This is a genomic window from Alsobacter metallidurans, assembly GCF_014636935.1.
Classification (GTDB): domain Bacteria; phylum Pseudomonadota; class Alphaproteobacteria; order Rhizobiales; family Beijerinckiaceae; genus Alsobacter; species Alsobacter metallidurans.
The window spans coordinates 225084-251477 of sequence record NZ_BMES01000003.1 but is presented as its reverse complement, the minus strand read 5'-3'; the positions used below and the strand labels follow the sequence as shown (position 1 = coordinate 251477).

Sequence of the window (26394 nt, the reverse complement as noted above, 5' to 3'; positions counted from 1 at the left end):
GGAGAAAAGGATGAGCGCCATGCAGCCCGCAACCGGAACGATCGACGCAGCCGAAGTCGCCCGCTTCGAGCGCATCGCCCGGACCTGGTGGGATCCGAACGGCGCCATGAAGACGCTGCACCGGTTCAACCCGGTCCGCATCCGGTACATCCGCGACGCTGTGGCGGAGCATCTGGGCCGCGATCCGCAGGCGGGGCTGCCGCTGGAGGGCGTCACGATCCTGGACGTCGGCTGTGGCGGAGGGCTCCTCTGCGAGCCGCTGGCCCGGCTCGGCGCGATCGTCACGGGCGTCGATCCCGCGCCCACCAACGTGGAAGTCGCCCGCCTGCATGCCGAGGAGGTCGGGGCGCCGGTGACCTACCGGCGCGCCACCGTGGAGGAGCTCGTGGCCGAGGGCGCGCGCTTCGACGTGGTGCTCGCCATGGAGGTGGTGGAGCACGTCGCGGACGTGCGCCTCTTCGTGAAGAGCTGCTGCGCGGCCGTGCGGCCGGACGGGCTTTTGTTCATGGCCACCCTCAACCGCACCCTAAGGGCCTTCGCGCTCGCGATCGTGGGCGCCGAATACGTGCTGGGCTGGCTGCCCAGGGGCACGCACCAGTGGGAGAAGTTCGTCACCCCGGCCGAGCTCGCCGACGCGTTGGACGAAGGCGGCTTCGCGGTGCGCGACCAGACCGGGGTGGTGTTCAACCCGATCGGAGGCGACTGGCGCCTCTCTGGCGACATGGCGGTCAACTACATGCTAAACGCCGAGCGCCGCTGAGCGAGCTTGGCGCGCAGGTGCCCAGCCGCGCTATTCGGCCCCGCCGCCGGTCGGCAGGGTGACGCGGAACAGGGCGCCGCCGGCCGAACGGACAAGCGCGATCTGGCCGCCATGGGCGGTGACGACGTTGCGGCAGATCGAGAGCCCGATGCCTGTGCCCGCGCCCGGCGCCTTGGTGGTGAAATAAGGGTCGAAGATCCGCGCCGCCACCGGCTCGGGCACGCCGGGACCGTTGTCCTCCACCTCCAGCGCCACCCCGCCGGCCTCGCGGCGGGTGCGCACGACCACGCGGCGGGGGCGGGCCTGCTCGGCGAGCGCCTGCTGGGCGTTGATCAGCAGGTTCGACACCACCTGGCCGAGGAGGTCCGCGTCGGCGCTGATGGGCGGCATGTCGGGCGCGAGATCGAGGTCCACGTCGACGGAAGCGCCTCGCAGACCATACGCCATCACGTCCACGGCGGAGGCCACGATGTCGTTCAGCAGCACGGGCCGGCGGGTCGGCGCCGTCTCGCGCGCCATCGCGAGGAAGCTGCGCACGATGCGGCCCGAGCGCTCGGCGGCGGCATGGATGCGAGCGGCGCGGGCCTTCACGTCGTCGCTCTCGGCGCGTTCCAGCAGCAGCGTGGACTGGGCCAGGACAATCGCGAGCGGGTTGTTGAGCTCATGAGCGACGCCGGCCAGCAGCGTCCCCATGGCGGACAGCTTCTCGATCTCGGCAATGCGGACGCGCTGGCGCTCGATCTCGGCGGTGCGCTCGGCGAGCTCGCGCTCCTGCTCCTTCATCTCGGTAAGGTCGCGCCCGAACGCAATGTTGCCCTGCGGCGCGCCGCCGCCGGGGGAGTAGGGCGTGTAGGTCTGCTGAATGTAGCGCCGCCCCGCGGTCGCGTAGGTGATCCAGCCCTCCCAACGGACGATCTCGCCGGCGCGGATCCGGGCGTTGTATCCGCTCACCTGATTATAGGCGGCCTCGCCCAGCACCTCGCGGACCTCGCGGCCGATCACCTCCTCGGCGGTGCGCTTGTGAAAGGTCAGGAACTCGCGGTTGACGTAGACGTAGCGGTTCTCGAAATCCACGAAGGCGACGCGTCCCGGAATGCTGTCCAGGATGGTGCGCAGAAGCGCGAGGTCCGGCTCGCGCAGCGCGCTGGTGTCGCCGGCGCCGGGCCGGAACGGCTCGGTCCCGAAGGGCTTCGGTTCGGCCATGGGTCCTCCCGGGCGAATGATGGGCGCCCGCGAGGGTTGCGGTCAAGGCGCAGCCGCTAGCGCTTGCCGGGCGGTCCCTTGTCGATGCCGGCCTTGCGGAAGGCGTCCGCGAAGGGGTTCGCGGGCGCGGCGCTCCGGTCCGGCGCGCGCTGCTGCGGCTGGGCGGAGCGTTGTGGGCGCGCCGCCTCCGGGGCCCGGTCCCGCGGCGGGCGCGGCTCGGCGGCGTTGTCGAGCCGCATCGTCAGTGCGATGCGCTTGCGGGCCTTGTCGACCTCCAGCACCTTCACGCGAACGATCTGGCCGGGCTTCACGACGTCGCGCGGATCCTTCACGAATGTCTTGGACAGGGCCGAGATGTGCACCAGCCCGTCCTGGTGCACGCCGATGTCCACGAAGGCCCCGAAGGCCGCCACGTTGGTGACCACGCCTTCCAGGATCATGCCGGGTTGAAGGTCGTTCAGCGTCTCGACGCCCTCCTGGAAGGTGGCGGTCTTGAACGCCGGGCGCGGATCGCGGCCAGGCTTTTCGAGCTCCTTCAGGATGTCGGTGACGGTGGGGACGCCGAAGGTCGCGTCCGTGAAGGCCTTGGCCTGGAGACCGCGGAGCACCGCGCCGTTGCCGATCAGCACCTTGATGTCGCTCTTTGTCGCCGCGATGATCCGCCTGACCACCGGATAGGCCTCCGGGTGGACGCCCGAGCGATCCAGCGGATCGTCGCCGTTCTGGATGCGCAGAAAGCCGGCGCATTGCTCGAAGGCCTTTGGCCCCAGCCGCGGCACCTGCTTCAGCTGCGCGCGCGTCCGGAACGGCCCGGTGGTGTCGCGGTGGCTGACGATGTTCTGCGCCAGCGTCTCGCCCACGCCCGAGACGCGCGCCAGCAGCGGCGCGGAGGCCGTGTTGACGTCCACCCCGACGGCGTTGACGCAATCCTCCACCACGGCGTCGAGCGAGCGCGACAGCTTGTGTTCGGCGAGATCGTGCTGGTACTGGCCGACGCCGATCGACTTCGGGTCGATCTTCACCAGCTCGGCCAGCGGGTCCTGCAGCCGGCGGGCGATCGAGACCGCGCCGCGGATCGAGACGTCGAGGTCCGGCAGCTCGGCGGACGCGAAGGCGGAGGCCGAGTACACGGAGGCGCCGGCCTCCGACACCACTACCTTGGTGAGCTTGGCCTCGGGGAACTTGGCGATGAGCTCGCCGGCGAGCTTGTCGGTCTCGCGCGAGGCGGTGCCGTTGCCGATGGCGATCAGCTCCACCTTGTGGCGCGCCGCCAGGGCTCCCAGCGTGCGCAGCGCCTCGTCCCAGCGCCGCTGCGGCTCGTGCGGGTAGATCACGCCCGTGTCCACCACCTTGCCGGTGGCGTCCACCACCGCGACCTTGACGCCGGTGCGGAACCCCGGATCGAGCCCCATGGTGGCGCGGGCGCCGGCCGGGGCGGCGAGCAGCAGGTCGCGCAAATTGCCGGCGAAAATCTTCACGGCCTCATCCTCGGCGGCCTGCCAGAGCCGCATGCGCAGGTCGAGGCCGACATGAACCGCAATCTTGGTGCGCCAGGCCCAGCGGACGCAGTCCATCAGCCACTTGTCGGCCGGCCGGCCCCGATCCGCCACGTTGAAGCGGCGCGCGATCGCGAGCTCAAAGGCGCCGGGCTGGCGCTGCGACAGGGGTCCGGTCTGCTCGGGCTCGGCCTCCAGCCGCAGCTCGAGCACCTCCTCCTTCTCGCCGCGAAACAGCGCGAGGATGCGGTGCGACGGCAGCCGGGTGAGCTTCTCGGCGTAGTCGAAATAGTCGGAAAACTTGGCGCCCTCGGTCGCCTTGCCGTCGCGGACCTTGGAAACGGCTCGGCCCTGCGTCCAGAAGTCCTCGCGCAACCGGCCGATCAGCTCGGGATCCTCTGAAAACCGCTCCACCAGGATGGAGCGGGCGCCTTCCAACGCCTCGTCGACGCCGGCCACGCCCTTGTCGGCGCTCACGAAGCGCTCCGCCTCGCGGCGGGGATCGCGCGTCGGGTCTGCGATCAGGCCCTCGGCCAGCGGCCCGAGCCCGGCTTCGCGGGCGATCTGCGCCTTGGTGCGGCGCTTGGGCTTGAAGGGCAGGTAGATGTCCTCCAACCGCGCCTTGCTGTCGGCCTCCTCGATCTGCCGCTGCAGGGCCGCGTCGAGCTTCCCCTGCTCGCGCACCGAATCGAGGATCGCGGTGCGCCGCTCCTCCAGCTCGCGCAGATAGCGCAGCCGCTCCTCGAGGGTGCGTAGCTGCGCGTCGTCGAGCCCGCCTGTCACTTCCTTGCGGTAGCGCGCGATGAACGGCACCGTCGCGCCGCCGTCCAGCAACGCCACGGCGGCCTCGACCTGCCGCTCCTCGCCCGCGATGGCGTCCGCGATACGCTGGTTGATGGATTGCATGGCCCAAGCTCCCGAAGAGAATCGCCCCCGTCCCGCCGGCGTGGGGCCGCGCTTTTAGCGTGGTCGCCAGCGCGGGGTCAAAGCGCCCCGGACCACGAGCCTTCAGGCTCGCCCGGCTTGACTGCGAGCCTAAAGGCTCGCGGTCCGGGGTCGCGGTCCGTCTGCGATCTTGCCAAAACCGGGCGGCCTGCTAAGGCCGGATGGCGAGGAACGAAAACACGCCCGAGGACAACGCCATGGCTCAGCAGGTCCAGCGCCGGAGACTGCCGGACGACCGCACCGCGTCGCTTATCGCCGAGCTCAAGGATCTGCTTGGCGAGCGATGCACCACGTCGGCGTCCGAGCGCGAGCACCATGGCCGGGGCGAATCCTACCACGCGGACGCGGCGCCCGACGCCGTCTGCTATCCGCTCTCCACAGAGGAGGTCAGCGCGATCGTGCGGCTGTGCGGCAAGCACGGGGCGCCCATCGTGGCGTTCGGGACCGGCACCTCGCTGGAAGGCCACGTGGCCGCGCTGGAAGGCGGGATCACGATCGACCTCAAGCGCATGAACGCCATCGTGGAAGTGAATGCCGAGGATCTCGACGCCACCGTGCAGGCCGGCGTGACCCGCAAGCAGCTCAACGCCTATCTGCGCGACACCGGCCTGTTCTTTCCGGTGGACCCAGGCGCCGACGCCAGCCTCGGCGGCATGGCGGCGACGCGCGCGTCCGGCACCAACGCGGTCCGGTACGGCACGATGCGGGAGAACGTGATCGCCCTCACGGTGGTGCTGGCCGACGGCAAAGTGGTGAAGACCGCCAGCCGGGCGCGCAAGTCCTCGGCCGGCTATGACCTCACGCGGCTTTTCGTGGGCTCGGAAGGCACGCTCGGGATCATCACCGAGGTCACCGTGAAGCTCTACGGCATCCCGGAAGCGATGTCGGCGGCCGTCTGCGCCTTCCCGGACGTGGGCGCGGCCGTGCAGACCGCTATCGAGACCATCCAGTCCGGCATCCCGATCTCGCGCGTCGAGTTCCTGGACGACCGGAGCATGGTGGCGGTGAACCGCTACGCCAAGCTGGACTACCCCGAGAAGCCGACGCTGTTCTTCGAATTCGTCGGCACGGAGGCGGGCGTCGCCGAGCAGGCCGAGCGCGTGCGCGAGCTGGCGCTCGGCAATGGCGGCGAGAACTTCCAGTGGGCGACCACGCCCGAGGAGCGCAGCCGGCTGTGGCAGGCGCGCCACGACGTCCATTACGCCTGCCTGGCGATGCGGCCGGGCGCGAAGTCCTGGAGCACGGACGCGTGTGTGCCGATCTCGCGGCTCGGCGAGCTCATCCTCTACATGCGCGAGCAGACCAAGGACGCGCCGTTTTACGTCACCAGCCTGGGCCATGTGGGCGACGGCAATTTCCACATGGGCTTCCTGATCGACGTGAACGACCCGGCCGAACTCGCCGAGGCCGAACGCCTCAACGGCGTGCTCCTGCAGCGCACGCTGGAGCTCCACGGCACCTGCACGGGCGAGCACGGGGTGGGTTCCGGCAAGTCCAAATACCTGCGCGCCGAGCACGGCGACGCGGCCGTGGACCTGATGCGGCTGATCAAGACCGCCATGGACCCGCAGAACATCCTCAATCCAGGCAAGGTTCTTCCGGCCAACTGAGCTTGAGCTTGAGTGGAAGTTGCTGATTGCATTGAGAAATACGGCTTTCCCCTAATAGCCTAGCGGAGTGGTTTCGCTCACATTTCTTGCACGTTCTTCGGAGTCTGCGCGTGAGCAAGAAGCATCCCTCTGGCCGGCCTGTCAGCAAGCGCAAGTTCGGCGTTTCGACCCATGTGCGGTGGCCGCGCGAGGGCTTCGTGAATGGCCGCATCGGCCAGAGCCTCGAAATGGCCGGCGGCTTCGGCTTCCGCCTGCCCGAGGCCGCGCACGAGCATCTGCATCACGTAGCGCTGGCCAAGGCCAAGCAGACGGACCGCTGAAGCGGCTCAGAGTTTCATTTGGCGGGGGCGCCGGGCCATCAGCCCGCGTTTCGGGAAACCGGACGCGGGCTGAATGCCGTTTGGGGGCTGGCGGGCTCGGCCGGCTGGCGCCCTGCCTCGTGCGTATCGCTCGAGCGTCTTCCAGGCCCCTCACCCTGAGGAGCCTCACGCAGCGAGGCCTCTCGAAGGACGAGGGTATTGAGGCATTCGAACGGTTGGACAGCGCCTCAGGATGCGCAGCTGAAGAGGTCCCCCGCGTTTCAGGCTGCTTTTGGCCTTCCGCCGCGGCGCGCATCTGTCTGCACGGTTAACTATGCGTTGACCATGTCGTTACAAGTTTAACGATCTGCCTGAACGGCGGGCGGGGGCCCGAGTTGGTGAGGGGACGGTCGAACCGTCGCCGCACAACGCGTCTGAGGAGGCCCCATGATCGCGTTTCATCGCCCCACCGCCTCGGCTCCGGCCGGCATGGCGGGATTCTCGGAGCCTCGGCGGGTGCTGCTGGTCGAAGACCAGGACCTGCTGCGCTGGATGGCGGGCGAGATCCTCGCGGACGAAGGTTACGCGGTGACCGAGGCGGCGGACGCCGCGACGGCCGTCGAGCTTCTGTCACAGCACAGCTTCGATCTTCTGGTGACGGATCTCGACCTCGGCCCGGGGCCTGACGGCTACGAGCTGGCGCGCGCGGCGCGGCTGGTCCAGCCGGATCTGGCGATCGTCTATGCGTCCGGACGCGCCCGCCTGCAGGCTGATTCGTGTGCGCCCGGCTCGCGCTTCGTGGCCAAGCCCTATGCGCCGGCGGAACTGCTGGGTGCGGCGGCGACGACGCTTGACAACCGGTCAGCCCCTAGCGCTGCCCGATTCGGGTAAGGGAACAACACCTGCAAAGTCGCGTTGAAGGGTCCGAAGAACACAGCAGGTGGAGGACTCCCCCGTGAGACGTAACCAATTCTTGTCCGGCGCGGCCTTTGCCGCTCTTCTGACCGCCGCCGCGGTGGTGATGGCCCCCGGTATTGGCGCTCAGGCCCAGACGGGTGGTTCGGCCGGGTCCGCCGGCTCAACGGCCTCGAGCCCGTCGTCCGCCGGCTCCGCAGGGGGCGGCTCGGCCAGTTCCGGGTCGGCTCCGACCGAAATGCGCCGCAACGGCGCAGCCGCCGACCAGGGCTCGGGCCGCAGCGGCATGAGCCAGAATTCCGCACGCGGCAACCAGGACCAGAACGGCCGTAGCGCCCAGACGGGCGGCTCAGACGCCGAACCGTCGGCGTCGCGCAACAGCGCCGCCCAGGGCGAAGCGCCGCGCTCCGGCCAGGCGCGAGACATGCGCTCCAACACGCAGCGCCAGGACAGCGCCCAGGCGCCCCAGGGCGGCTCGTCCCGCCAGGGCCAGAACCGCGCCGACCTGAGCGCCAGCGCCAACGTGAAGGTGAGCGTCACCGAGCTGCGCGACCGTGTGCGCGACAATGGCGAGTTCACGCGCGTCGAGAAACTCGGCGAAGTGTTCCGGCCGCGCGACGTCGGCCGCGACTGGAAGCCCTACACAAACGGCCACTGGATCTTCAACGAGAAGGTCGGCTGGTACTTCGAATCCGACGAGCCCTGGGCCGAGGTGACCTACCACTATGGCCGCTGGTACGAGGATCCGAGCCAGGGTTGGGTCTGGGTTGCCGACACCGAATGGGCCCCGGCCTGGGTGGAATGGCGCCGCAGCAAGCAGCATGTGGGCTGGCGCCCGCTGCCGCCCGAGAACGCGCCGCGCGCGACCCGGACGAGCACGAAGTCGACCACCACGGCGTCGCGCCGCGGCGGCGGCTCGACCACCACGGTCGAGGAGGAAGAATGGACCTTCGTGGAGACCCGCAACATCACGGCCGAACGGATCACCGAGGTCGAGGTGCGGCCTGAGCGCGTCACCGAGATCTACACCGAGACCCGGCCGATCGGCCGCGTCGAGCGCCGCGGCTCCATAGCGGTGAACTTCGCGATCCAGCCGAGCGTGATCGAGCGCGAAACCAATATCCGCATCCAATCGCGCAACCTGCCGCGGGCCGAGGCCGTGCCGGTGCCCTCGCAGGTGCAGTCGATCGCCACGGAGGCGCGCACCACGTCGACCACGTCCGGCGCGGCGTCGACCTCGGGCTCTTCCTCGACCTCCGCCACAGGCGATCAGCAGCGCCAGCCGGGTGCGGCCCCGACCGGATCGGCCGCTGCGCCGACCGATCGCACGTCGCCGACCGACAAGCCGGCCTCGAGCGCCTCGAGCGGCAAGCCGACGGACGACAAGGCGGGAACGACGGCGGCGAAGCCCACCGACACGCCCTCCAACGCGGCGTCCACCGGCAAGCCGGCCGACGACAAGAGCAGCACCACGGCGGCGAAGCCCGGAACGGACCGCTCCAACGCGGCCGCGAATGGCAAGGCCAACGACGGCAAGGCTACGGAAGCCAAGTCGAACGAGGCCAAGTCGAACGATGCCAAGTCGAACGACGGCAAATCGGCGGCCGAGCAGGCTGACAGCGGATCCAAGGACCGCAACCGCAGCCAGGCCGAGCGCGCGGGCGACAAGAGCAAGACCGACGCCACTGCAGAGCGGAAGCGCGACGCCAAGGAGTCGGGCGCCGGGACGAAGTCGTCGGCCACGGAAGAGGGCCAGAAGAGCGGGACCAGCTCGGCCGAGCGTCGCTCGCCGAACGGCGCCCCGTCTCCGGCCGCCGCATCGGACGAGAAGAGCCCGAACAGCCGCTCCGGCCAGGCTCAGCGCTCCGGTTCGGGCGAGCCCCGCAGCCAGGGCGCCGAGCGCAGCGGCGGCCAGGCTTCGCCCAGCTCCGCCGAGCGCGAGACCGGCGCGGCTTCGCCGCAGCGTGCCCAGGGTCGTTCGACCCCGGCCGACGTCACCACGGGCGCGACCCGCAGCCGTAACCCGGAGGGCGCCGCTGGCGGCCGTTCGGGCGGCGAGGCGGGCGGCGCGGCGGGCGGCGGCTCGACCTCCGGCGGCGCGGCCGGCGCGGCGCGCAAGCCCGCGGGCGCCTCGGACCAGTAAGGTCCCACGAGTAGTCAGGGCGGAGGCCAAGCGCCTCCGCCTGCAGCAACCCCGGAGCCGTGCGCTCCGGGGTTTTTCTTTGCGGGTGGCGCCGCGCCCGGGTGGGCCTATGATTCGCAGGACGAAGCGTCGGGAGAAGCGCCTTGGCGGGTCAGGACGTCACCTATCGCGAGCACCGGCCCGGCGACATGGGCTGGATCATTCATCGCCAGGCCGTGCTCTACGCCCGGGAATATGGCTGGAACGAAGAGTTCGAGGCGCTCGTGGCCGAGATCGCGGCGAAGTTCATCCGCGAGTTCAAGCCGGGCCGGGAGCGCTGCTGGATCGCCGAGCGCGGCGGCGAGGCGCTGGGCTCGGTGTTTCTGGTGGACGGTGAGGACGGCTCCGCGAAACTTCGCATGCTGTATGTCGAGCCCGCCGCGCGCGGGCTCGGGGTGGGCCGCGGGCTGGTGCGCGAATGCCTCGCCTTCGCACGCTCTGCCGGCTACCGGTCGGTGACTCTGTGGACCAACGACATCCTCCTTGCGGCGCGACGGATTTATGAGGGCGAGGGCTTCCGGCTCGAAACCGAGGAACGGCATCACAGCTTTGGCAAGGACCTCGTCGGACAGTACTGGAAGCTCGATCTGAACGGCCTCTGAGCGAAAAGCCGCCAGCGGGAGCGCCACAATTCCGAGATGCCCGAAAGCGGACAGAATTGCGCCCTCCGGCCGTCCGATTGCGCCGTCAACTTTCTCTTAACGGGCGATTCGCCACGTGCGTTCGCGCACACCGGCATCGAGCCCGAAAGTGGATGGTAAGGCTACCGGCGCGATATCCGGCGGCCCTGGAGGCGACGATGACCATTCTGAGCGCCGACGCTCTTGCGATCGACCCCGAGGGAATGGCCCGCTTGCGCGCCGTGCTGGCCACCGACGACGGCTATGAGAACCGCTGCGCCGCCGTGGCGCGCCGGATGGTCGCGATCAGCCTGCCGCTCGTCACCCGCCGCAATGGCGGCGCTTCCCTGCGCCGCCGGTCCATGCCGATCCCGGCGCTCCGCCGCGCTTGAACCCGCGCGCTTGATCATGGCCGCGCTTTAGGGCCATCTGGGCCCGCATGGCCCGCACCATCGATCTATCTGAAGCCTTCGACCTGCACCGTCTGGCGCTGCGCGACGCGCTGGCGCATGGGGATCGCGATCTCGGCGTGCATGGCGCGCGTCGGGCCATCAAGGCTTTGCGCGCGCTTTTGCGGCTGGTGCGCCCCTCCGGTTCCGACGATCCCCGACGTTTCCAGGTGCGCGCTCTCGACGCCGAGTTGAAGGCTCTGGCGGACGCGCTGGCCACGGCGCGTGACCTGCGCGTCGCGGCCGCCACCGCGCTCAGCCTGGTGGACGAGGTGGACGACGAGGCCGCGCGGGCCGCCCTGACCCGGCTCGCGGCCGAATGGCTGGGCGAAGCGGCGCGGCGGGAGACGGCATCCGACCATCTCGGGGCCGAACAGGCCCGGCGCAGCGAGGCCGCGATCGCCGAGCATCTGGCGGCGCTGCCCCTTTCGGCCTCCCGCGGCGACGTGGCCCGCGCGGTGGCGGGCGTCTACGCCAAGGCGCGGCGGCTGCTGCGGACCGGGTTGCGGGCGGACGACCCCGACGTCCTGCACGAGGCGCGGCGCAATCTCGTGCGCCTGCAGATCCACGTGCAGGCGCTCGGGCCGGCGCTGGGCGGCCGCATGCGCAAGCTCGGCCGCCAAGCCGGCCGGCTGCGCCAGGTTCTCGGCGAGCACCATGATCTCGCCGAGCTCGAGCGGCGGCTGGACGGCTCGGGGGTGGGATCCCGTCTTCTGGGTCGCCTTGTCCATCACGTGGAAGCGCGGGCGGAGGCCCTTGCCGAAACGGCCGCCCTGCAGGGCGGCAAGGCGTTGCGCCGCCGCCCCAAGGCGGTGCGTCGCAAGCTCAAGCGGGCCTAGCGCCGGGCGACCTTCACGCATTGCACGTAGGGCTCTGCGTCGCCGAGCTGGCCGGCAAGGCGCCCGGCGAGCCGCTGCAGCCCCCGCCCGGGCTTGCCGGGATTGCGCAAGATCGGGTTGGGGAGCGCCTTGGTGAGCAGCGTCGCCTCGCGGGCCGTGAGCTCGGAGGCGGACTTGTTGAAATAGGAGCGCGCGGCCGCCTCGGCGCCGAACACGCCCGGGCCCCATTCGGCGATGTTGAGATACACCTCCATGATGCGCCGCTTCGACCAGACGAGGTCGAGCCAGAGCGCCAGCGGCAGCTCCAATCCCTTGCGCACATAGGAGCGCGAGGGCCAAAGAAAGAGGTTCTTGGCGGTCTGCATCGGGATCGTGGAGGCGCCGCGCGAGGGGCCGGCGTCGTCGGCGTCGTCCAGCACGGTGCGCAGCGCGTCCCAATCAACCCCTCCGTGCTGGCAATAGCGGGCGTCCTCGGACAGGATTACGGCGTTCACGAGCCGGGGCGAGATCGCCTCAATGGGCGTCCATCGCCGGTCCACGGGCTTCAGCGTCGCCCAGCGGCCCAGCATCAGCGTGGAGGGCGGGTGCGCGACCGCGTAGACGGCCGTGAGCAGCAGCAGCAGCCCCACAACCGCGAGCACGATCCAGAGCAGCCACCGCAACAGCGCGCCGATCCAGCCCAGCGATGAAGCGCGACGTCCGATGGGAGGGGCCTCGGCGGTTTGCGTCATGGTGGCGGAGCCTTGACCCCAGCGCCCCGTTGGGGCAAGCGGCGAAGCAACTCCCGACGGGGCGCATTGGTCCCATCCGGGCTATGATGCCAAGCGGCGCCCGTTCGGGCGACCCCTAAAAAGCGGAGGCCGCCATGGACGCGGAGTTCGACGCCCGGCTGGGCGCGTGCGCGGAGGCGGTGGAGCGGACGCTGGACGCGCTGCTCGGCCCCGAGCCGCTCGCGGGCGAGATCGCCAGGCCGGAGCGCCTCGTGGCGGCCATGCGGTATGCGACGCTGGGCGGCGGCAAGCGGCTGCGGCCCTTCCTGCTGGTTGAAAGCGCGCGGCTGTTCGACGTAGAGGGCGAGGGCCCGCTCCGGGCCGGGGCTGCGCTCGAGATGGCGCACTGCTACTCGCTGGCGCACGACGACCTGCCCGCCATGGACGACGACGACCTGCGCCGCGGCAGGCCGACCCTGCACAAGGCGCAGGACGAGGCGACAGCCATCCTGGCCGGCGACGCCTTGCTGACCTATGCGTTCGACGTGCTGGCCGACGAGCGGACGCATCCGGACCCGGCCGTGCGGATTGCGCTCACGCTTGGCCTGGCTCGCGCCGGCGGGCTCGGCGGCATGGCGGGCGGGCAGATGCTCGACCTGCAGGCCGAAGGCCGCTACGGCGCGGCGGAAGCGCTGGGCGAAGGCGACGTGCGCCGCCTCCAGGCGATGAAGACCGGCGCGCTGCTCGCCTATGCGGTGGAGGCCGGCGCCATCCTGGGCGGGGCCGACTCGGACGACAGGGCCGCTCTGTCGGCCTATGGGCGAGCGCTGGGCGCAGCCTTCCAGGTGGCGGACGACATTCTCGACGTCGAGTCCAGCGCCGACGCATTGGGAAAGGCGACCGGCAAGGACGCCGGCCGGGGCAAGGCCACGCTGGTGGGCGCGCTCGGACTCGCGGAGGCCAAGGCGGAACGTGACCGGCTCGCGCTCGCGGCCGAGCTCGCGCTCGCGGGTTTCGGGCCGGAGGCGGACGTGCTTCGGGCCGCGGCGCGCTTTTCCGTCGAGCGTCGCTCGTGAGCGGTCGGGCGGCCGCGCCGCGCCGCTCGGGCCTGACCGGCTGGGTCCGCGACCTCGCGCGTGGCCGCGCCCGGCTGCTGATCGCCGCCACCATCGGCGCGGCGCTGTGCTTCGCCCTGCCCGGCAGCTTGCGCTGGAGCACCCGCCTCCTGCTGGCCTGGGACGCCGGCACGCTGCTCTACATCGCGCTGATCTCCGCCATGATGATGCGCTCGGAGGTGGGCGATATCCGCTCGCGCGCCAAGCTGTTCGACGAGAACCGCTTCACGATCCTGATCATGATCCTGCTCGCCACCGTGTCGAGCTTCGGCGCCATCGTGGCAGAGCTCGTGAACGGCCGCAGCGGCGGCGCGCTGCCGCCCGGCCCCATGGCCCTGGCCGGCGTCACCGTGCTGCTGTCCTGGACGTTCACCCACATGGTGTTCGCCGTGCATTACGCGCACGAGTACTACCAGTGCGTTGATCAATCCGAGCGCGGCGGGCTGCAGTTCCCGAACGAGCCGGAGCCCGATTACGGCGACTTCCTGTATTTTTCGTTCGTGATCGGCTGCGCGGCCCAGACCGCCGACGTCGGCGTCACCAGCGGGGCCATGCGCCGTAACGTGCTGGTGCACGGCGTGGTGGCGTTTCTGTTCAACACCGCCGTACTGGCCCTGTCGGTCAACATCGCGGCCGGGCTGATCGGCTCTGGCGGTTCGTGAACGAGACCGGCTGCACGCTCTACTCGGCCGCCGTTTTGGCGCCGAGCCCGTAGCGCTTCTCGATATAGTCGGCGACCATCCCCTTAAAGTCGGCCGCGATGGCGGGGCCACGCAGCGTGGCGGCCTTCTTGCCGTCGATAAACACGGGCGCGGTCGGGACCTCGCCAGTGCCGGGCAGCGAGATGCCGATGTCGGCGTGCTTGCTCTCGCCCGGGCCGTTCACGATGCAACCCATCACGGCGACGTTGAGGTTCTCGACGCCCGGATAGGTCGCCTTCCATTCCGGCATGGAGGTCGAGATCCAGCTCTGGATGTCGCGCGCCAGCTCCTGGAACACCGTCGAGGTGGTGCGCCCGCATCCCGGGCAGGCGGCGACAAGCGGCACGAAGGTGCGGAACCCCATGGTCTGCAGGATTTCCTGCGCAACCTTCACCTCCACGGTGCGGTCGCCGTTCGGCTCTGGCGTCAGCGAGACCCGGATCGTGTCGCCGATGCCCTCCTGCAACAGGATGCCCATGGCGGCCGAGGACGCCACGATGCCCTTGGAGCCCATGCCGGCCTCCGTCAGGCCGAGGTGGATCGCATAGTCGCTGCGCTGCGCCAGCATGCGGTACACGGCGATCAGCTCCTGCACGGCCGACACCTTGGCGGACAGGATGATGCGGTCGCGCCCCAGCCCCATCTCTTCGGCGCGCGCCGCCGACAGCAACGCCGACTGCACCATCGCCTCGCGCGTCACAGCGCGAGCGTCCAGCGGCGCTGCGCTCGCGGCGTTGAGGTCCATCAGGTGTGTGAGCAGCTCCTGGTCCAGCGAGCCCCAGTTGGCGCCGATGCGCACCGCCTTGCCGTGCCGGGCCGCAAGCTCCACGATGGCGCCGAACTGCCGGTCCTTCTTGTCCTTGAAGCCCACATTGCCTGGGTTGATGCGGTACTTGTCGAGCGCCTCCGCGCAGGCCGGGTGATCGGCCAGGAGCTTGTGGCCGATATAGTGGAAATCTCCCACCAGCGGCGCGGTCACGCCGCGCGCCAAGAGCTTTTCCTTGATGTACGGCACCGCCGCCGCGGCCTCGTCCCGATCCACCGTGATGCGGACCAGCTCGGAGCCGGCGCGCGCCAGCGCGGCCACCTGCGCGACCGTGCCGTCGATGTCGGCCGTGTCCGTGTTGGTCATGGACTGCACCACGACTGGAGCGCCGCCGCCCACCATCACGTCGCCGACCCGCACCCCCACGGTGCGATGGCGCGGCAGCGGCCCGGAGGCGACCGGCGCGGGCAAGCAGCCGGCGACGACGGGCTCTCGGGGCGAGGCGAATTCGATGGCGCTCATGCGGATACGTTCCTGGGGGAGGACCTTTCAGCGCCAGAGGCGCCACGGCTGGCCAGGCAAGTCAAGCTCGCCGGCATGGCGATCCGGTGACGGAGGCCGCAGCCCATCGTCCCTCTCAAGAGGAGGGTGTGCTTTGCGCGGCTGTCTCGGTCGGGCCGGCGCAATGGGCGCAGCGACCGGCGAGCTCGAGAATGTTGGCGCGGGGGCTGAAGCCCTGGATCTGAGCGAGATGAGTCAGCGCGCCGCGTAGCTCGTCCGAGCAGGCTTCGTCGACGCCGCCGCATTGCTCGCAGATCATGAACACCACAAGGTCGCCGGGCGCATGGCGAAACGGGCAGGCGATAAACGCGTTACGGCTCTCGAGCTTGTGAACAAAGCCGTTGTCGAGCAGGAAATCGAGCGCGCGATAGACCGTGATCGGGGCGGGACGCTTGTCGCCCTCGTGCGGCGCGAGCCGGTCGATAAGATCATAGGCGCTCATCGGCCGATGCGTGGCGTAAAGCGCGTCGAGCACCTGCCGGCGTATGGGCGTCAGGCGCAAGCCCCTCTCGAGGCATGCATTTTCGGCTTCCGCCAGGGCGGCGGGCCGGCGAGCCGCATGATCGTGCGCATGCGCGCAGGGCCCCGCATGCGGGTGGCCATTCGCGTGATCGTGGTGAACTGACGGGCTGTCGACCATGGTCATCATGTAGCACGCCGACGCGGATCAGCCACCCGGGCGCGACGGCTTGACGCCATGCTGCGGCGCCACAAAATATGGCCCTTGACGTTGTGCGTTGCAGCATAGCGCCGCAAACCACCTCGGAGCACCCCCATGTCGCTCGCCAGCAAAACCGCCGTCGTCACCGGCTCCACCTCGGGCATCGGCCTCGCCATCGCGCGCGTCTTCGCGAAGGACGGGGCCAACGTGGTGATCAACGGCTTCGGCGACGCCGCCGCGATTGAAAAGGAGCGCGCCGGCATCGAGCAGGAGTTCGGCGTCAAGGCGCTGTACTCCGCCGCCGACATGACCAAGCCGGACCAGATCGCCGCCATGGTGGCGGACGCCGAGAAGGCGTTCGGCTCCGTGGACGTGCTGGTCAACAACGCCGGCATCCAGTTTGTCGCCCCGATCGAGGAGTTCCCGGTCGAGAAGTGGGACCAGATCATCGCCATCAACCTGTCGGCGGCGTTTCACGCCACCCGGGCCGCGATCCCGGGCATGAAGAGCCGGAAGTGGGGCCGCATTATCAACACCGCCTCGGCGCATTCGAAAGTGGCCTCGCCGTTCAAGTCCGCCTATGTGGCGGCCAAGCACGGCATCGCGGGCCTCACCAAGACGGCCGCGCTGGAACTGGCCCCGCACGGCGTCACCGTGAACTGCATCTCGCCCGGTTATGTGTGGACGCCGCTCGTGGAGAAGCAGATCCCCGACACCATGAAGGCGCGCGGGCTCACCCGCGAGCAGGTGATCAACGACGTGCTGCTGGAAGCCCAGCCCACCAAGGAATTCGTCACCGTGGACCAGGTCGCCGCGCTGGCGCTGTTTCTGTGCGGCGACGCCGCCTCGCAGATCACGGGCGCGAACCTCTCCATGGATGGCGGCTGGACGGCCGAATGAGCGCGCGCGCATCCACGACGGCCGGCTCGCCCGGCCCCGCCGCGCCCCGCAAGGCCGTGAACCTCGCCCTGCAGGGCGGCGGTGCGCACGGCGCCTTCACGTGGGGCGTGCTTGACGTGTTGCTGGCCGACGGCCGGCTCGAGATCGAGGGGCTGAGCGGAACCAGCGCGGGCGCGATGAACGCCGCCATGGTGGTGTGCGGCCTGGCGGGCGGCGGCCCGGACGCGGCGCGGCGCAAGCTGGAAAAGTTCTGGCGCGCCGTGGCGGTGGACGGCGACCTGAACGCGCCGCAGCGGGCGCTATTCGACATGCTGCTCGGGGCCTGGAAGTTCGGCTCCGGCGGGGCCTCGGGCTGGTTTCCGCAGTTCCAGCCGCCCTCGCCCTACACGTTCAACCCGCTGGACATCAACCCGCTGCGCGACGTCGTCACCCAGCACATCGATTTCGAACGCGTGCGCGGCTATGAGCCGTTGAAGCTCTTCGTGGCGGCCACCAACGTCCACACCGGCAAGGTGCGGGTGTTCCACCGCCACGAGATGACAGCCGACATGCTGATGGCGTCGGCGGCGCTACCGTCGGTGTTCAAGGCCGTGGAGGTCGAAGGCCAGTCGTTCTGGGACGGCGGCTACATGGGCAACCCGGTGCTGTTCCCGTTCTTCACCGAGACGAAGACGGAGGACATCATCCTGGTGCAGATCAACCCGATGGTGCGGGACGAGACGCCCGACACCTCGCGCGAGATCATGGAGCGCGTGAACGAAATCACGTTCAACGCCTCGCTGCTGCATGAACTGCGCGCCATCGACTTCGTGCGCCGGCTGATCGACGCGGGCCGCCTCGGCGACACGCATTACAAGCGCATCCGCATGCACCGCATCGAGGCGCAGGACGAGCTTCTCAAGTTTGGAGCCGCCTCCAAGATGAGCGCCGACTGGACGTTCTTCGAGGAGCTTCACGCCATCGGGCGCAAGGCTGCGCAGACGTTTCTGAAGAAGCATTTCGACAGCATCGGAGTGGAGGGAACTCTGGACCTCAGGGCCGAGCTGGCGTGAGCCGGCCTCCTTGCCCATCCGCGGCCGCCCACTCACGGAAAAGCGCCGCAACGGGCATGCCACCCTCCCGTCATTGCGAGCCGGAGGCGAAGCAATCCAGCCCTAACGGCCCGGCATCAGGATGGATTGCTTCGCTGTCGCTCGCAATGACGGCGAGGCAGCGGAGGGCAGCTCACGCGTCCTCGGGTTCGGCGAAGCGCCACACGGTGGTGCGCTTCACTTCGGCGTCCTCCAGGTCGCGCGTGGTCTTCACCTGATAGGTCGCCACCGCGACCAGCCGCTCGCGCGGCAGGTAGGAGCGGCCGGGGTCGCCGACCAGCACCAGCGCGCCGCGCCTGGCGAGCGCTTCGAGCCAGTCCGTCACTACGCCCGCCATGTCGCGCTCGTAGCAGACGTCGCCGGCCAGCACGACGTCCCAGCCGCGATCCTGCCCGACCAGGTCCTCGCAGGTCGCCTCCACGGCGACGCCGTTCGCGGCCGCGTTGAGCCCGATGGCGGCCAGCGCAAAGGCGTCGATGTCGACCGCCTCCACCCGCGCCGCGCCCGCCAGCGCGGCCGCGATGCCGGCGAGCCCGGAGCCGGAGGCGAAGTCCAGGACGCGCTTGCGGCGCACGGCGTCCGGGTGGTCGATGAGCCAGCGGGCCAGCGCCTGCCCGCCCGCCCACGCGAAGGCCCAGAAGGGCGGCGGCAGGCCGATGGCGCCGAGCTCGTCCTCGGTTTTCTGCCACAGCGCCGTGGACTCGGTGGCGACGTGGAGGCGCACCTCCGGGGCGTGTGGGGTGGGGACGAGCTGCGTATGCGCGAGAATAAAGGCGGGGCGGTCGAGGATCGTGGCGGGCTGGCTCACGGGTCGCGCCCGAGAAGGCGGTGATAGACCGCCAGCATGGCGGCCGAAACGTCCGCTTCCGTGTAGCCGTTCAGCACGGTGGCGCGGGCCGCCGCGCCCAGGCGGGCCAGCAAGGCCGGATCGGCCGCGAGCTGGACGATTTGCTCCGCCAGCGCGGCGGCGTCGCCCAGGGGGAACAGGAAGCCATTCTGGCCGTCGCGCACCAGGCTCCGGCAACCCGATACGTCGGTCGCCAGCAGGGCGCGGCCGCAGCAGGCGGCCTCGATCAGCATGCGCGGCATGCCTTCGCCGTGGGACGGCAGCACGGCGGCGTGATGGTCGCGCCAAACCCCCGCGACGTCCCGCGTGGGTCCATGCCAGGCGATCCCCGGCCGGGCCGACCATGCGCGCAGCGTCGCCTCGTCGATCGTGGTGGCGTTGGACGGGTCGGGCGCGCCATAAAGCGAGAGCTCCACGTCGGCGCCGTGCTCGCGGGCGATCCGAACCGCCTCGACGGCCACGTCCACGCCCTTGGTCCAGAGCATGCGGGCCACCATGGCGAGCCGCAGCGGCGGGGCGGGCGGCAGGAGCGCGGCCGGGTAGGCGGCGGGATCGATGCCGGCGCCGTTCACCACCGCGACCTGGTCGGGATCGCGCGGGTCGAGGCCGAGCAGCGGCGGATCGTCGGCGTTCTCGAACACCACGATGGCGCCCCGGCCGCCGACCGGACCGCGCAGCAGCAGGCGGATGGCCGCGCGGGCGGCTCGCCATTTCGGCGACGGCGAGCCGCCCACCGGGCCGAGGCCCGTGATGGCGCAGACGCGGCGGCGCACGCCAGCCAGACGCGCCGCAATCCCGCCGAGGATCACGGGCTGCATGGCGACCAGATGCACGATGGCGGGCTTCTCGCGCCGCATCAGCGCGGCGAGCAGCTGGACGTAGCGCCACACGCCGGCGGGTCCGCGCTCGCGGCGCTCGGCCTCCACGGGCGCGAGCCGGAAGCCCTCGCGGGATATCGCTTCGCCGTGCTGGCGCACCCGGCAAGCGACCACGACCTCGTAGCCGGCGTCGCGCGCCGCGCGGGCCATGGGCAGGAAGTGGGAGCAGAAGAACCAGTCTTCGGTCGCCACGTAAAGGAGCTTGGGTCGCGGAGCTGCGGTCATTCTGCTAGCACTGGGGCGGGCCGCATCGCATAGCACGGCGCGTGGCGCAGGCCACCATCGGGGCCGGTCGACGCGACCGGGATGAAGAATCCCACCCTGCGGGCTAGTCAGCCGCGATCCTTTCCTGTATGAGGCCGACTTCGAATTTGCGGCTGGCGGCCGATGGCCCGTTCACGCCCGATCGCAAGCCAAATCCATCGGAGAGTTCCATGGCCGTTCCGAAGCGAAAGACGTCACCCATGAAGCGCGGCTTCCGCCGGTCCGCTGATGCGCTGGCCCAGCCGACCTATGTGGAAGACAAGGATTCCGGCGAGCTGCGCCGCCCGCACCACATCGACCTGAAGACCGGCATGTATCGCGGTCGCCAGGTGCTGAAGGTGAAGTCGGCCGATTGATCGGCCGACGGCGACCTCGGGTCCGCCCGGCGGCCCCGAAGGCAGCCTGTTCAGGCGATGATATCCAGATCCGGCCGCGCGAGCGGCCGTTTCCTTGAGAGCGATGTCTCATAGGCGGCGGCTCCGGTTTCCGGGGCCGCTCTGCGTTTCAGCCGCTGCGCCGGCAAGCCGGCCCGCAAGGCCAAAAGCTGCGCGACGAACCCCGCGTCGGCGCGTCGCGCGGCCCGGCCGGCGCTATCCCGACGCTCCGCGCTGTCCGTTTCCACAACGGCCAGAACACGTGCTGGTTGAGGGTCAAGGGTCATCACGACGCCAGTTCGTGCCAGATCGGAACAACGACGTTCCACAGCCGCTTTCGTTGCAAGCTTCGCGCCGGAGTTAACGAGGTCTTAACCCTGCCGCACGCAACGTCGGGATGCAATCGCGCGGACAGGGTCCGTTGGGGACAGTGGGGTCGCGCGCCGATGCAGAGGTCCCGCCCATGGACGACCGGCCGAGCGAAAGCCCTGACACGCGGGTCGAGGACCTGGTCGCATCCACGATCGCAGACCTGCGGGCGGTGCTGAATTCGATCGGCGAAACCCTCTACACCTGGAACATGCAGACAGACGAACTCACCTGGGGCGCCAATGCGGCCTCGGTGCTGCGCGTCGACGACCCGGTCGCGCTCGCGTGCGGCCGCGGCTTCGCCCGGCTGGTGACGCCCGACTCCGGGCAGACCCGCTTCGAGGCCGTGACGCGCTCGGGCCAGCGCGACGACGGCCATGGCGCGCCCTTCCAGACGCTCTACGCCATCGAGCAGCGCGACGGCGCGCCGCTCTGGCTGCAGGACACCGGGCGCTGGTTCGCGGGCGCGGACGGCAAGCCCGTGCGGGTGCACGGCGTGGTGCGCGTGGTGCCGCAGCCCGTGCGCGAGGCGGCCGGCCTCGCGACCGCGCCGGCGGACGGCCTCACGGGCGCGCTCACGCGCACGCAACTCGCCGACCTGCTGAACGACGAGATCTCGCAGGCGCGGCGCGGTCAGCGGGCCTTCGCGGTGGCGCTGATCGGCATCGAGGGGCTGGCGCAGGTCAACGAGGCCTATGGGCTGGACGCCGCCGACGAGATCATTGCGGGCGTCGTCAAACGGCTGCGTTCGGTGATGCGGCGGGGCGACTCGCTGGCCCGCTACACGGGCAACAAGCTCGCCATCGTGCTGATGGGCTGCGCCGAGGAGCAACTGCCCATCGCGGGCAGGCGCTTCATCGACGCCGTGCGGGCCGAACCGATCCCGACCGCGGCGGGGCCGCTGGCCGCCACGGTGCGCATCGGCGGCGTGATGCTGCCGCGTTTCGGCCAAACGGCCGCCCAGGCCATGCAGCACGCCGAGGAGGCGTTGGCGGACGCCAAGCAGTCGCCGACCCGCGCCTTCGTGACCTTCGCGCCGGACCGGCGCCGCGACCAGCGCCGCCAGAGCAACCGGCGCTTCACCGACGAGATCGTGGCCGCGCTGAACGACCGGCGGGTGACCATGGCGTTGCAGCCGATCGTGCAGGCGGGATCACGCCACATCGCCTATCACGAAGCCCTGATCCGGATCGTCGGACGCGACGGCATGCTGCTGTCCGCCGCCGAGGTGGTGCCGGCGGCCGAGAAGCTCGGACTGATCCAACTGATCGACCATCGCATGCTGGAAATGTCATTGGTGACGCTGGCGGCCGATCCCGAGGCCCAGCTCTCCATCAACGTGTCGAGCGCGACGCTGCGGGAGCCCGAATGGGTGGAGGCCCTGTCGGGCGCGTTGTCGTCTGCCCCGGACGTGGCGCGACGGCTGATCGTGGAGCTCACCGAGACCTTCGCGATCGACGACCTCGCGGCGACCAGCCGGGCCCTCGAGGCGATGCGGGCGCTCGGCGTGCGCGTGGCGATCGACGATTTCGGCTCCGGCCACACCTCGTTTCGGCACCTGCGGGACCTGCAGGTCGACCTCATCAAGCTCGACGGCGCCTTCGTGCAGAACCTGAAGCGATCCACGGACGATCGCTTCTTCGTGCAGACGCTGGTGGACCTCGCCCGGCACCTGCATGTGCCGACGGTGGCCGAATGGGTCCAGGACGAGGAAACGGCCCGCATCCTGGAAGGGTGGGGCGTCGACTACCTGCAAGGCGAGCTGTTTGGCCCGACCGAACTCGCGCGCGTGCCCGGCGAGCCATGCTTCGTGCTGGGCGCTGGCGGGATCGGACTGCGCGACGCGGCGTCGCGACTGGCCTGAGGCCCTTCGCCCGGCCGCAGATTCTCGGCCTTCCCCAAGCGGCTCAGCCCGAGAGCTTGTCGAGCCGCTTCTGCACTTCGGTGAGCTGGCGCTTCAGTTCGTCGATCTCGCCCGGGTCCTTGTCGGCTGGCTTCGCCGCGCCGGGGGCGCCTTCTTCGCCGGTGGCCGGGATCGGGAAGGGACTGAACATTTTCACGGCGTCGCGAAACGCGATCATGTTCTTCTGCACCTGGTCTTCCATCGCGGTGAACGCGGCGGAGCCGAAGGGCGAAGCCCCAAAGGTCGTGGTCAGCTGATCGCGGAACTTCTGCTGGTTTTCGGTCAGCATCTGGAGCGAATGCTCCAGATAACTGGGCACGAGAGCCTGCATGCTGTCGCCGTAGTAGCGGATGAGCTGACGCAGGAAGGTAATCGGCAGAAGATTTTGGCCGCTTTTGCCTTCTTGTTCGAAGATGATTTGCGTCAGGACCGAACGGGTGATGTCTTCGCTTGTTTTGGCGTCGAACACCACGAAGTCTTCGCCCTTCTTCACCATGCCGGCCAGATCGTCGAGCGTCACATAGGTGCTCGTTCCGGTGTGGTAGAGCCGTCTGTTCGCGTATTTCTTGATGACGGTCGGTTGTTTGTCCTGAGCCATGGCCTTCGGTGAATTCATTACGCCCCCGGGAGCAGGGTCGACATCTGTGCCAAGACGATAAGCAGTTCTGCGCACTGCACAACCGGTTTCATGAGACTTTGGTCAACATCTGGGCCGATTCGACACCAAAGACTGAGATCCAGGCGGGGTCCGCCCGCTTGACGCTCAGCGGGGCAGGGCGGAAAGATGCCGTTAACACCAAGGCCGCGCGTCCCGCGTCCGCCCTGGCGACCCGAAATCGAGGAGGACCTCATGGCGGCAAACGACATCGTCATCGTCAGCGCGGCGCGCACGGCGGTTGGATCATTCAACGGCGTTTTCGCCAACACGGCCGCCCATGACCTCGGCGCAGCAGCCGTGAAGGCCGCCATCGAGCGCGCCGGCGTTTCGCCCGACGAGGTCGACGAGGTGATCCTCGGCCAGATCCTCACCGCCGGCCAAGGCCAGAACCCGGCCCGTCAGGCCGCCATGAAGGCCGGCGTGCCGCAGGAGAAAACCGCCTGGGGCCTCAACCAGCTCTGCGGCTCCGGCCTGCGCGCGGTTGCGATCGGCATGCAGCAGATCGCCAACGGCGACGCCAAGGTGATCGTGGCCGGCGGCCAGGAGAGCATGTCGACCTCTCAGCACGCCGCCTATCTGCGCAGCGGCCAGAAAATGGGCGAGCTGAAGCTCATCGACACGATGCTGAAGGACGGCCTGCTGGACGCCTTTCATGGCTATCACATGGGCAACACGGCCGAGAACGTAGCGTCCAAGTGGCAGCTGACCCGGGAGGAGCAGGATCGCTTCGCCACCGCGTCGCAGAACAAGGCCGAGGCGGCGCAGAGCTCCGGCAAGTTCAAGGAGGAGATCGTCCCCTTCACGGTCTCGACCCGCAAGGGCGACATCGTGGTGGATCAGGACGAGTATATCCGCCCCGGCACCACCTATGAGGCGGTCGCCAAGCTGCGCCCGGCCTTTTCCAAGGACGGCACTGTGACGGCCGGCAACGCGTCGGGCATCAATGACGGCGCGGCCGCCGTGGTGCTGATGACCGAAGCCGAGGCGCAGCGCCGCGGCCTCACCCCGCTCGGCCGCATCGCCTCCTGGGCGACGTCGGGCGTGGACCCGGCCGTGATGGGCACGGGCCCGATCCCGGCCTCCCGCAAGGCGCTCGAAAAGGCCGGCTGGCGCGTCGGCGACCTCGACCTCATCGAGGCCAACGAGGCCTTCGCCGCCCAGGCGATCGCGGTCAACAAGGACATGGGCTGGGACACCGACAAGGTGAACGTGAATGGCGGCGCCATCGCGATCGGCCATCCGATCGGCGCGTCCGGCGCCCGCGTGTTCGTAACCCTGCTGCACGAGATGAAGCGCCGCGACGCCAAGAAGGGCCTCGCCACGCTGTGCATCGGCGGCGGCATGGGCATCGCGCTCTGCGTCGAGCGTTGAGAACCTGAGCGGGAGCCCCTCGCGGGCTCCCGACCGCATAGGCAAGCGCCCGTGAAGGCGCGTTCAAATCATCATCGAGAGGGGAACGACATGGCGAGGGTTGCACTGGTCACGGGCGGCACGCGCGGCATCGGAGCGGCGATCAGCAAGGCGCTGAAGGCCGCCGGCTTCTCGGTCGCGGCGAATTACGGCGGCAATGACGAAGTCGCCAACGCGTTCAAGGCCGAGACCGGCATTCCGGTGTTCAAGTTCGACGTGGGCGATTTCGACGCCACGGCGGCGGGCATCGCCAAGGTCGAGGCCGAGCTCGGCCCGGTCGATGTGCTGGTGAACAACGCCGGCATCACCCGCGACGGATTCTTCCACAAGATGACCAAGGATCAGTGGTCGGCCGTGATCCGCACCAATCTGGACTCGCTGTTCAACGTGACCCGCCCTGTGTGGGAAGGCATGCGCAACCGCAGCTTCGGCCGCGTGATCGTGATTTCGTCCATCAACGGCCAGAAGGGCCAGATGGGCCAGGTGAACTACTCTGCCGCCAAGGCCGGCGACCTCGGCTTCGTGAAGGCGCTCGCCCAGGAGGGCGCGGCCAAGAACATCACCGTGAACGCCATCTGCCCCGGCTACATCGGCACCGAGATGGTGCGCGCCATCGACGAGAACGTGCTGAAGACCCGCATCATCCCGCAGATCCCGGTCGGCCGCCTCGGCGAGCCGGAGGAGATCGCCCGCATCGTGGCCTTCCTGGCCTCCGACGACGCCGGCTTCATCACCGGGTCGACCATCTCGGCCAATGGCGGCCAGGCGATGATCTGACGGCGCTCCGTTATTGTGAGCCAGCCGCGAAGCAATCCCGCGTGAACGCCCGGCGTTCAGCTGGATTGCTTTGCCGCGATCGCAACGCCGGGAGTTGGGCCGGGTGTTCGAGCACCGGTCTGCCTGATGTCGCAAACAATGTCGGCCGTCATCCCCGGCGACCTGCGCGGCAGCTCGGGAAGGGGTCCAGGGCCAACGGCGCCCTGCTGAGCCCAGTCGCCTGGTTCCCTCCCAGATGCTTAGTCGCCGGGGGATGACGGAATTATCCAATCGTTCGCCGAGCCTGGCCTTCGTTGCGAGGCCAAGGCGAAGCGAGCCTGCTTAGCGCTCGACGCTGGGCCGCTGACACGGTTCAGCGGCGGGCGACGCGCTGGGCTGCTCCGAGGTCTTCCGCCGCCTCGTCCTGGGCGGTTTCCTTGAGCCGCCACATCGGGCGGCCGCCAACCACGCCATTCTCGAAGCGGGCGTCCTGGGACATGTTCGACGACAGCGCCGCTCGGGGATTGCGGGCGCTGAACGTCACGCCCCGCTGGTTCAACCGCTCCAGGATCTCGCCGATCGGCAGCGGACCGTTTGCTTCACGCAGGATCTCGTAGGCGCTGGTGCGCAGCGACTTCGACGACAATGATTGCGAGGACTGCGGCGCGGGCGGGGCCACGGTGCGGGCCCTCCCGGGGGCCGGCTCGCCGCCGGTCTGGGACGACATCTCCTCGATCAGCTTCTCGAGAGACGCCAGAAGTCGGAATTCCTCTGATGAGTTCATCAGCTTCGAGCGGAGCCCGACCGCGAGATCACTCAAGGCGCGCGTGTAAGATTGATCGGTCATGGGACAATCGTCTTGTTGGAACTGCGTTTAGACCACGATAAAGGCGCGCATGATAAAAATCAAATAAGATTTTTTGGCAACCTCTACAACTTAACCTTGTGTTCATGATGTTAGCTACTGGCAGGCACATGTCGGCAAAGAGGCGTGCTGAACCCGGGTTATGGTCTAAAGCTTGTCAACGCTGGCTTTTTGATGAACCACGCCTTTAAACCTATGGTGAACGATTATTCTGGCAAACCACGTTCGCGACGACAGTAATGTTCGA

At 69.3% G+C, this 26394-nt stretch carries 25 protein-coding genes and 1 pseudogene; 16 read left to right on the top strand and 10 right to left on the bottom strand.

What is annotated here, in order from left to right; genetic code table 11:
• The first annotated feature begins 19 nt into the window (after window positions 1–19).
• Window positions 20–760: a bifunctional 2-polyprenyl-6-hydroxyphenol methylase/3-demethylubiquinol 3-O-methyltransferase UbiG gene (gene ubiG / locus IEV99_RS22020; RefSeq protein WP_371875829.1), complete on the top strand. Its 741-nt coding sequence runs from the start codon at window positions 20–22 to the stop codon at window positions 758–760.
• 30 nt (window positions 761–790) lie between these two features.
• On the opposite strand, the gene IEV99_RS22015 is transcribed toward ubiG, so the two are convergent.
• Both IEV99_RS22015 and IEV99_RS22010 read right to left on the bottom strand, forming a co-directional pair.
• Complete coding sequence (locus IEV99_RS22015; protein WP_188519993.1) at window positions 791–1963, bottom strand: sensor histidine kinase; 1173 nt, start codon at window positions 1961–1963, stop codon at window positions 791–793.
• A gap of 56 nt (window positions 1964–2019) precedes the next feature.
• Complete coding sequence (locus tag IEV99_RS22010; protein WP_188519992.1) at window positions 2020–4365, bottom strand: Tex family protein; 2346 nt, start codon at window positions 4363–4365, stop codon at window positions 2020–2022.
• A gap of 236 nt (window positions 4366–4601) precedes the next feature.
• Between IEV99_RS22010 and IEV99_RS22005 the strand changes: the two genes are divergently transcribed.
• The 7 genes and pseudogenes from IEV99_RS22005 (at window position 4602) to IEV99_RS21975 (ending at window position 11318) form a co-directional block, all read left to right on the top strand.
• A complete protein-coding gene (locus tag IEV99_RS22005; RefSeq protein ID WP_188519991.1) occupies window positions 4602–6014 on the top strand; it encodes an FAD-binding oxidoreductase in 1413 nt (470 codons plus the stop codon).
• A 110-nt stretch (window positions 6015–6124) separates the two neighbouring features.
• Window positions 6125–6334, top strand: a complete 210-nt coding sequence (locus tag IEV99_RS22000) for a hypothetical protein (protein ID WP_188519990.1) — start codon at window positions 6125–6127, stop codon at window positions 6332–6334.
• 426 nt (window positions 6335–6760) lie between these two features.
• Window positions 6761–7204 carry a response regulator gene (locus IEV99_RS21995; protein WP_188519989.1) on the top strand — a complete coding sequence of 148 codons (444 nt, stop codon included), beginning with the start codon at window positions 6761–6763 and terminating at the stop codon, window positions 7202–7204.
• 64 nt (window positions 7205–7268) lie between these two features.
• Entirely contained in the window at window positions 7269–9371 is a 2103-nt protein-coding gene (locus IEV99_RS21990) for a DUF6600 domain-containing protein (protein WP_188519988.1), read from the top strand.
• Window positions 9372–9538: 167 nt separating this feature from the next.
• A pseudogene (locus IEV99_RS21985) lies at window positions 9539–10012 on the top strand (GNAT family N-acetyltransferase); the annotation flags it as partial.
• 197 nt (window positions 10013–10209) lie between these two features.
• On the top strand, window positions 10210–10422 hold the full coding sequence (locus IEV99_RS21980; RefSeq protein ID WP_188519987.1) for a hypothetical protein: 213 nt from the start codon (window positions 10210–10212) through the stop codon (window positions 10420–10422).
• A 47-nt stretch (window positions 10423–10469) separates the two neighbouring features.
• Window positions 10470–11318: a CHAD domain-containing protein gene (locus tag IEV99_RS21975; protein WP_188519986.1), complete on the top strand. Its 849-nt coding sequence runs from the start codon at window positions 10470–10472 to the stop codon at window positions 11316–11318.
• Here IEV99_RS21975 and mtgA read toward each other — a convergent pair.
• A complete protein-coding gene (mtgA, locus tag IEV99_RS21970) occupies window positions 11315–12049 on the bottom strand; it encodes a monofunctional biosynthetic peptidoglycan transglycosylase (protein WP_188519985.1) in 735 nt (244 codons plus the stop codon). The two genes, IEV99_RS21975 and mtgA, sit on opposite strands and share 4 nt — an antisense overlap.
• A 134-nt stretch (window positions 12050–12183) precedes the next feature.
• Between mtgA and IEV99_RS21965 the strand changes: the two genes are divergently transcribed.
• Both IEV99_RS21965 and IEV99_RS21960 read left to right on the top strand, forming a co-directional pair.
• The gene (locus tag IEV99_RS21965; RefSeq protein ID WP_188519984.1) at window positions 12184–13104 is read left to right on the top strand and encodes a polyprenyl synthetase family protein; all 921 of its coding nucleotides are present in this window, start codon (window positions 12184–12186) and stop codon (window positions 13102–13104) included.
• Window positions 13101–13805: a DUF1345 domain-containing protein gene (locus IEV99_RS21960; RefSeq protein ID WP_188519983.1), complete on the top strand. Its 705-nt coding sequence runs from the start codon at window positions 13101–13103 to the stop codon at window positions 13803–13805. The genes IEV99_RS21965 and IEV99_RS21960 overlap by 4 nt, the downstream gene beginning before the upstream one ends.
• A gap of 19 nt (window positions 13806–13824) precedes the next feature.
• On the opposite strand, the gene ispG is transcribed toward IEV99_RS21960, so the two are convergent.
• Together ispG and IEV99_RS21950 are read right to left on the bottom strand one after the other, a co-directional pair.
• Complete coding sequence (ispG, locus tag IEV99_RS21955) at window positions 13825–15132, bottom strand: flavodoxin-dependent (E)-4-hydroxy-3-methylbut-2-enyl-diphosphate synthase (RefSeq protein ID WP_188519982.1); 1308 nt, start codon at window positions 15130–15132, stop codon at window positions 13825–13827.
• A 115-nt stretch (window positions 15133–15247) separates the two neighbouring features.
• Complete coding sequence (locus IEV99_RS21950) at window positions 15248–15673, bottom strand: Fur family transcriptional regulator (protein ID WP_210318695.1); 426 nt, start codon at window positions 15671–15673, stop codon at window positions 15248–15250.
• Between the two features lie 273 nt (window positions 15674–15946).
• Here IEV99_RS21950 and IEV99_RS21945 point away from each other — a divergent pair, with 273 nt between their 5' ends.
• Together IEV99_RS21945 and IEV99_RS21940 are read left to right on the top strand one after the other, a co-directional pair.
• On the top strand, window positions 15947–16732 hold the full coding sequence (locus IEV99_RS21945; protein ID WP_188519981.1) for a 3-hydroxybutyrate dehydrogenase: 786 nt from the start codon (window positions 15947–15949) through the stop codon (window positions 16730–16732).
• On the top strand, window positions 16729–17784 hold the full coding sequence (locus tag IEV99_RS21940) for a patatin-like phospholipase family protein (protein ID WP_188519980.1): 1056 nt from the start codon (window positions 16729–16731) through the stop codon (window positions 17782–17784). The genes IEV99_RS21945 and IEV99_RS21940 overlap by 4 nt, the downstream gene beginning before the upstream one ends.
• 172 nt (window positions 17785–17956) lie before the next feature.
• Here the strand turns inward: IEV99_RS21940 and IEV99_RS21935 are convergent, their stop codons facing one another.
• Window positions 17957–18631 carry a class I SAM-dependent methyltransferase gene (locus tag IEV99_RS21935; protein ID WP_188519979.1) on the bottom strand — a complete coding sequence of 225 codons (675 nt, stop codon included), beginning with the start codon at window positions 18629–18631 and terminating at the stop codon, window positions 17957–17959.
• Complete coding sequence (locus IEV99_RS21930) at window positions 18628–19773, bottom strand: glycosyltransferase family 4 protein (RefSeq protein WP_188519978.1); 1146 nt, start codon at window positions 19771–19773, stop codon at window positions 18628–18630. The genes IEV99_RS21935 and IEV99_RS21930 overlap by 4 nt, the downstream gene beginning before the upstream one ends.
• 209 nt (window positions 19774–19982) lie before the next feature.
• Here IEV99_RS21930 and rpmF point away from each other — a divergent pair, with 209 nt between their 5' ends.
• Window positions 19983–20168 carry a 50S ribosomal protein L32 gene (gene rpmF / locus IEV99_RS21925; protein ID WP_188519977.1) on the top strand — a complete coding sequence of 62 codons (186 nt, stop codon included), beginning with the start codon at window positions 19983–19985 and terminating at the stop codon, window positions 20166–20168.
• Between the two features lie 50 nt (window positions 20169–20218).
• On the opposite strand, the gene IEV99_RS21920 is transcribed toward rpmF, so the two are convergent.
• Window positions 20219–20476, bottom strand: coding sequence for a hypothetical protein (locus IEV99_RS21920; protein ID WP_188519976.1), 258 nt, complete (start codon window positions 20474–20476; stop codon window positions 20219–20221).
• Between the two features lie 173 nt (window positions 20477–20649).
• Here IEV99_RS21920 and IEV99_RS21915 point away from each other — a divergent pair, with 173 nt between their 5' ends.
• Window positions 20650–22419: a bifunctional diguanylate cyclase/phosphodiesterase gene (locus IEV99_RS21915; RefSeq protein WP_188519975.1), complete on the top strand. Its 1770-nt coding sequence runs from the start codon at window positions 20650–20652 to the stop codon at window positions 22417–22419.
• Between the two features lie 43 nt (window positions 22420–22462).
• Here IEV99_RS21915 and phaR read toward each other — a convergent pair whose 3' ends face one another.
• A complete protein-coding gene (phaR, locus tag IEV99_RS21910; RefSeq protein ID WP_188520296.1) occupies window positions 22463–23056 on the bottom strand; it encodes a polyhydroxyalkanoate synthesis repressor PhaR in 594 nt (197 codons plus the stop codon).
• Window positions 23057–23308: 252 nt separating this feature from the next.
• On the opposite strand from phaR, the gene IEV99_RS21905 reads away from it, so the two are divergent.
• Window positions 23309–24487 (top strand): acetyl-CoA C-acetyltransferase, encoded by a 1179-nt coding sequence (locus IEV99_RS21905; RefSeq protein ID WP_188519974.1) that lies wholly within the window; start codon window positions 23309–23311, stop codon window positions 24485–24487.
• 90 nt (window positions 24488–24577) lie between these two features.
• Window positions 24578–25303: an acetoacetyl-CoA reductase gene (phbB, locus tag IEV99_RS21900; protein WP_188519973.1), complete on the top strand. Its 726-nt coding sequence runs from the start codon at window positions 24578–24580 to the stop codon at window positions 25301–25303.
• Between the two features lie 352 nt (window positions 25304–25655).
• Here phbB and IEV99_RS21895 read toward each other — a convergent pair whose 3' ends face one another.
• Entirely contained in the window at window positions 25656–26129 is a 474-nt protein-coding gene (locus IEV99_RS21895; RefSeq protein ID WP_188519972.1) for a hypothetical protein, read from the bottom strand.
• Window positions 26130–26394: the final 265 nt, after the last annotated feature.

Excerpts from the sequence above, each read along its gene's own strand:
- ubiG (WP_371875829.1), top strand. The coding sequence starts at position 20 with ATGCAGCCCGCAACCGGAACGATCGACGCAGCCGAAGTCGCCCGCTTC.
- IEV99_RS22015 (WP_188519993.1), bottom strand. The coding sequence starts at position 1,963 with ATGGCCGAACCGAAGCCCTTCGGGACCGAGCCGTTCCGGCCCGGCGCC.
- IEV99_RS22010 (WP_188519992.1), bottom strand. The coding sequence starts at position 4,365 with ATGCAATCCATCAACCAGCGTATCGCGGACGCCATCGCGGGCGAGGAG.
- IEV99_RS22005 (WP_188519991.1), top strand. The coding sequence starts at position 4,602 with ATGGCTCAGCAGGTCCAGCGCCGGAGACTGCCGGACGACCGCACCGCG.
- IEV99_RS21995 (WP_188519989.1), top strand. The coding sequence starts at position 6,761 with ATGATCGCGTTTCATCGCCCCACCGCCTCGGCTCCGGCCGGCATGGCG.
- IEV99_RS21980 (WP_188519987.1), top strand. The coding sequence starts at position 10,210 with ATGACCATTCTGAGCGCCGACGCTCTTGCGATCGACCCCGAGGGAATG.
- IEV99_RS21975 (WP_188519986.1), top strand. The coding sequence starts at position 10,470 with ATGGCCCGCACCATCGATCTATCTGAAGCCTTCGACCTGCACCGTCTG.
- mtgA (WP_188519985.1), bottom strand. The coding sequence starts at position 12,049 with ATGACGCAAACCGCCGAGGCCCCTCCCATCGGACGTCGCGCTTCATCG.
- IEV99_RS21965 (WP_188519984.1), top strand. The coding sequence starts at position 12,184 with ATGGACGCGGAGTTCGACGCCCGGCTGGGCGCGTGCGCGGAGGCGGTG.
- ispG (WP_188519982.1), bottom strand. The coding sequence starts at position 15,132 with ATGAGCGCCATCGAATTCGCCTCGCCCCGAGAGCCCGTCGTCGCCGGC.
- IEV99_RS21945 (WP_188519981.1), top strand. The coding sequence starts at position 15,947 with ATGTCGCTCGCCAGCAAAACCGCCGTCGTCACCGGCTCCACCTCGGGC.
- IEV99_RS21940 (WP_188519980.1), top strand. The coding sequence starts at position 16,729 with ATGAGCGCGCGCGCATCCACGACGGCCGGCTCGCCCGGCCCCGCCGCG.
- IEV99_RS21930 (WP_188519978.1), bottom strand. The coding sequence starts at position 19,773 with ATGACCGCAGCTCCGCGACCCAAGCTCCTTTACGTGGCGACCGAAGAC.
- rpmF (WP_188519977.1), top strand. The coding sequence starts at position 19,983 with ATGGCCGTTCCGAAGCGAAAGACGTCACCCATGAAGCGCGGCTTCCGC.
- IEV99_RS21915 (WP_188519975.1), top strand. The coding sequence starts at position 20,650 with ATGGACGACCGGCCGAGCGAAAGCCCTGACACGCGGGTCGAGGACCTG.
- phaR (WP_188520296.1), bottom strand. The coding sequence starts at position 23,056 with ATGGCTCAGGACAAACAACCGACCGTCATCAAGAAATACGCGAACAGA.
- IEV99_RS21905 (WP_188519974.1), top strand. The coding sequence starts at position 23,309 with ATGGCGGCAAACGACATCGTCATCGTCAGCGCGGCGCGCACGGCGGTT.
- phbB (WP_188519973.1), top strand. The coding sequence starts at position 24,578 with ATGGCGAGGGTTGCACTGGTCACGGGCGGCACGCGCGGCATCGGAGCG.
- IEV99_RS21895 (WP_188519972.1), bottom strand. The coding sequence starts at position 26,129 with ATGACCGATCAATCTTACACGCGCGCCTTGAGTGATCTCGCGGTCGGG.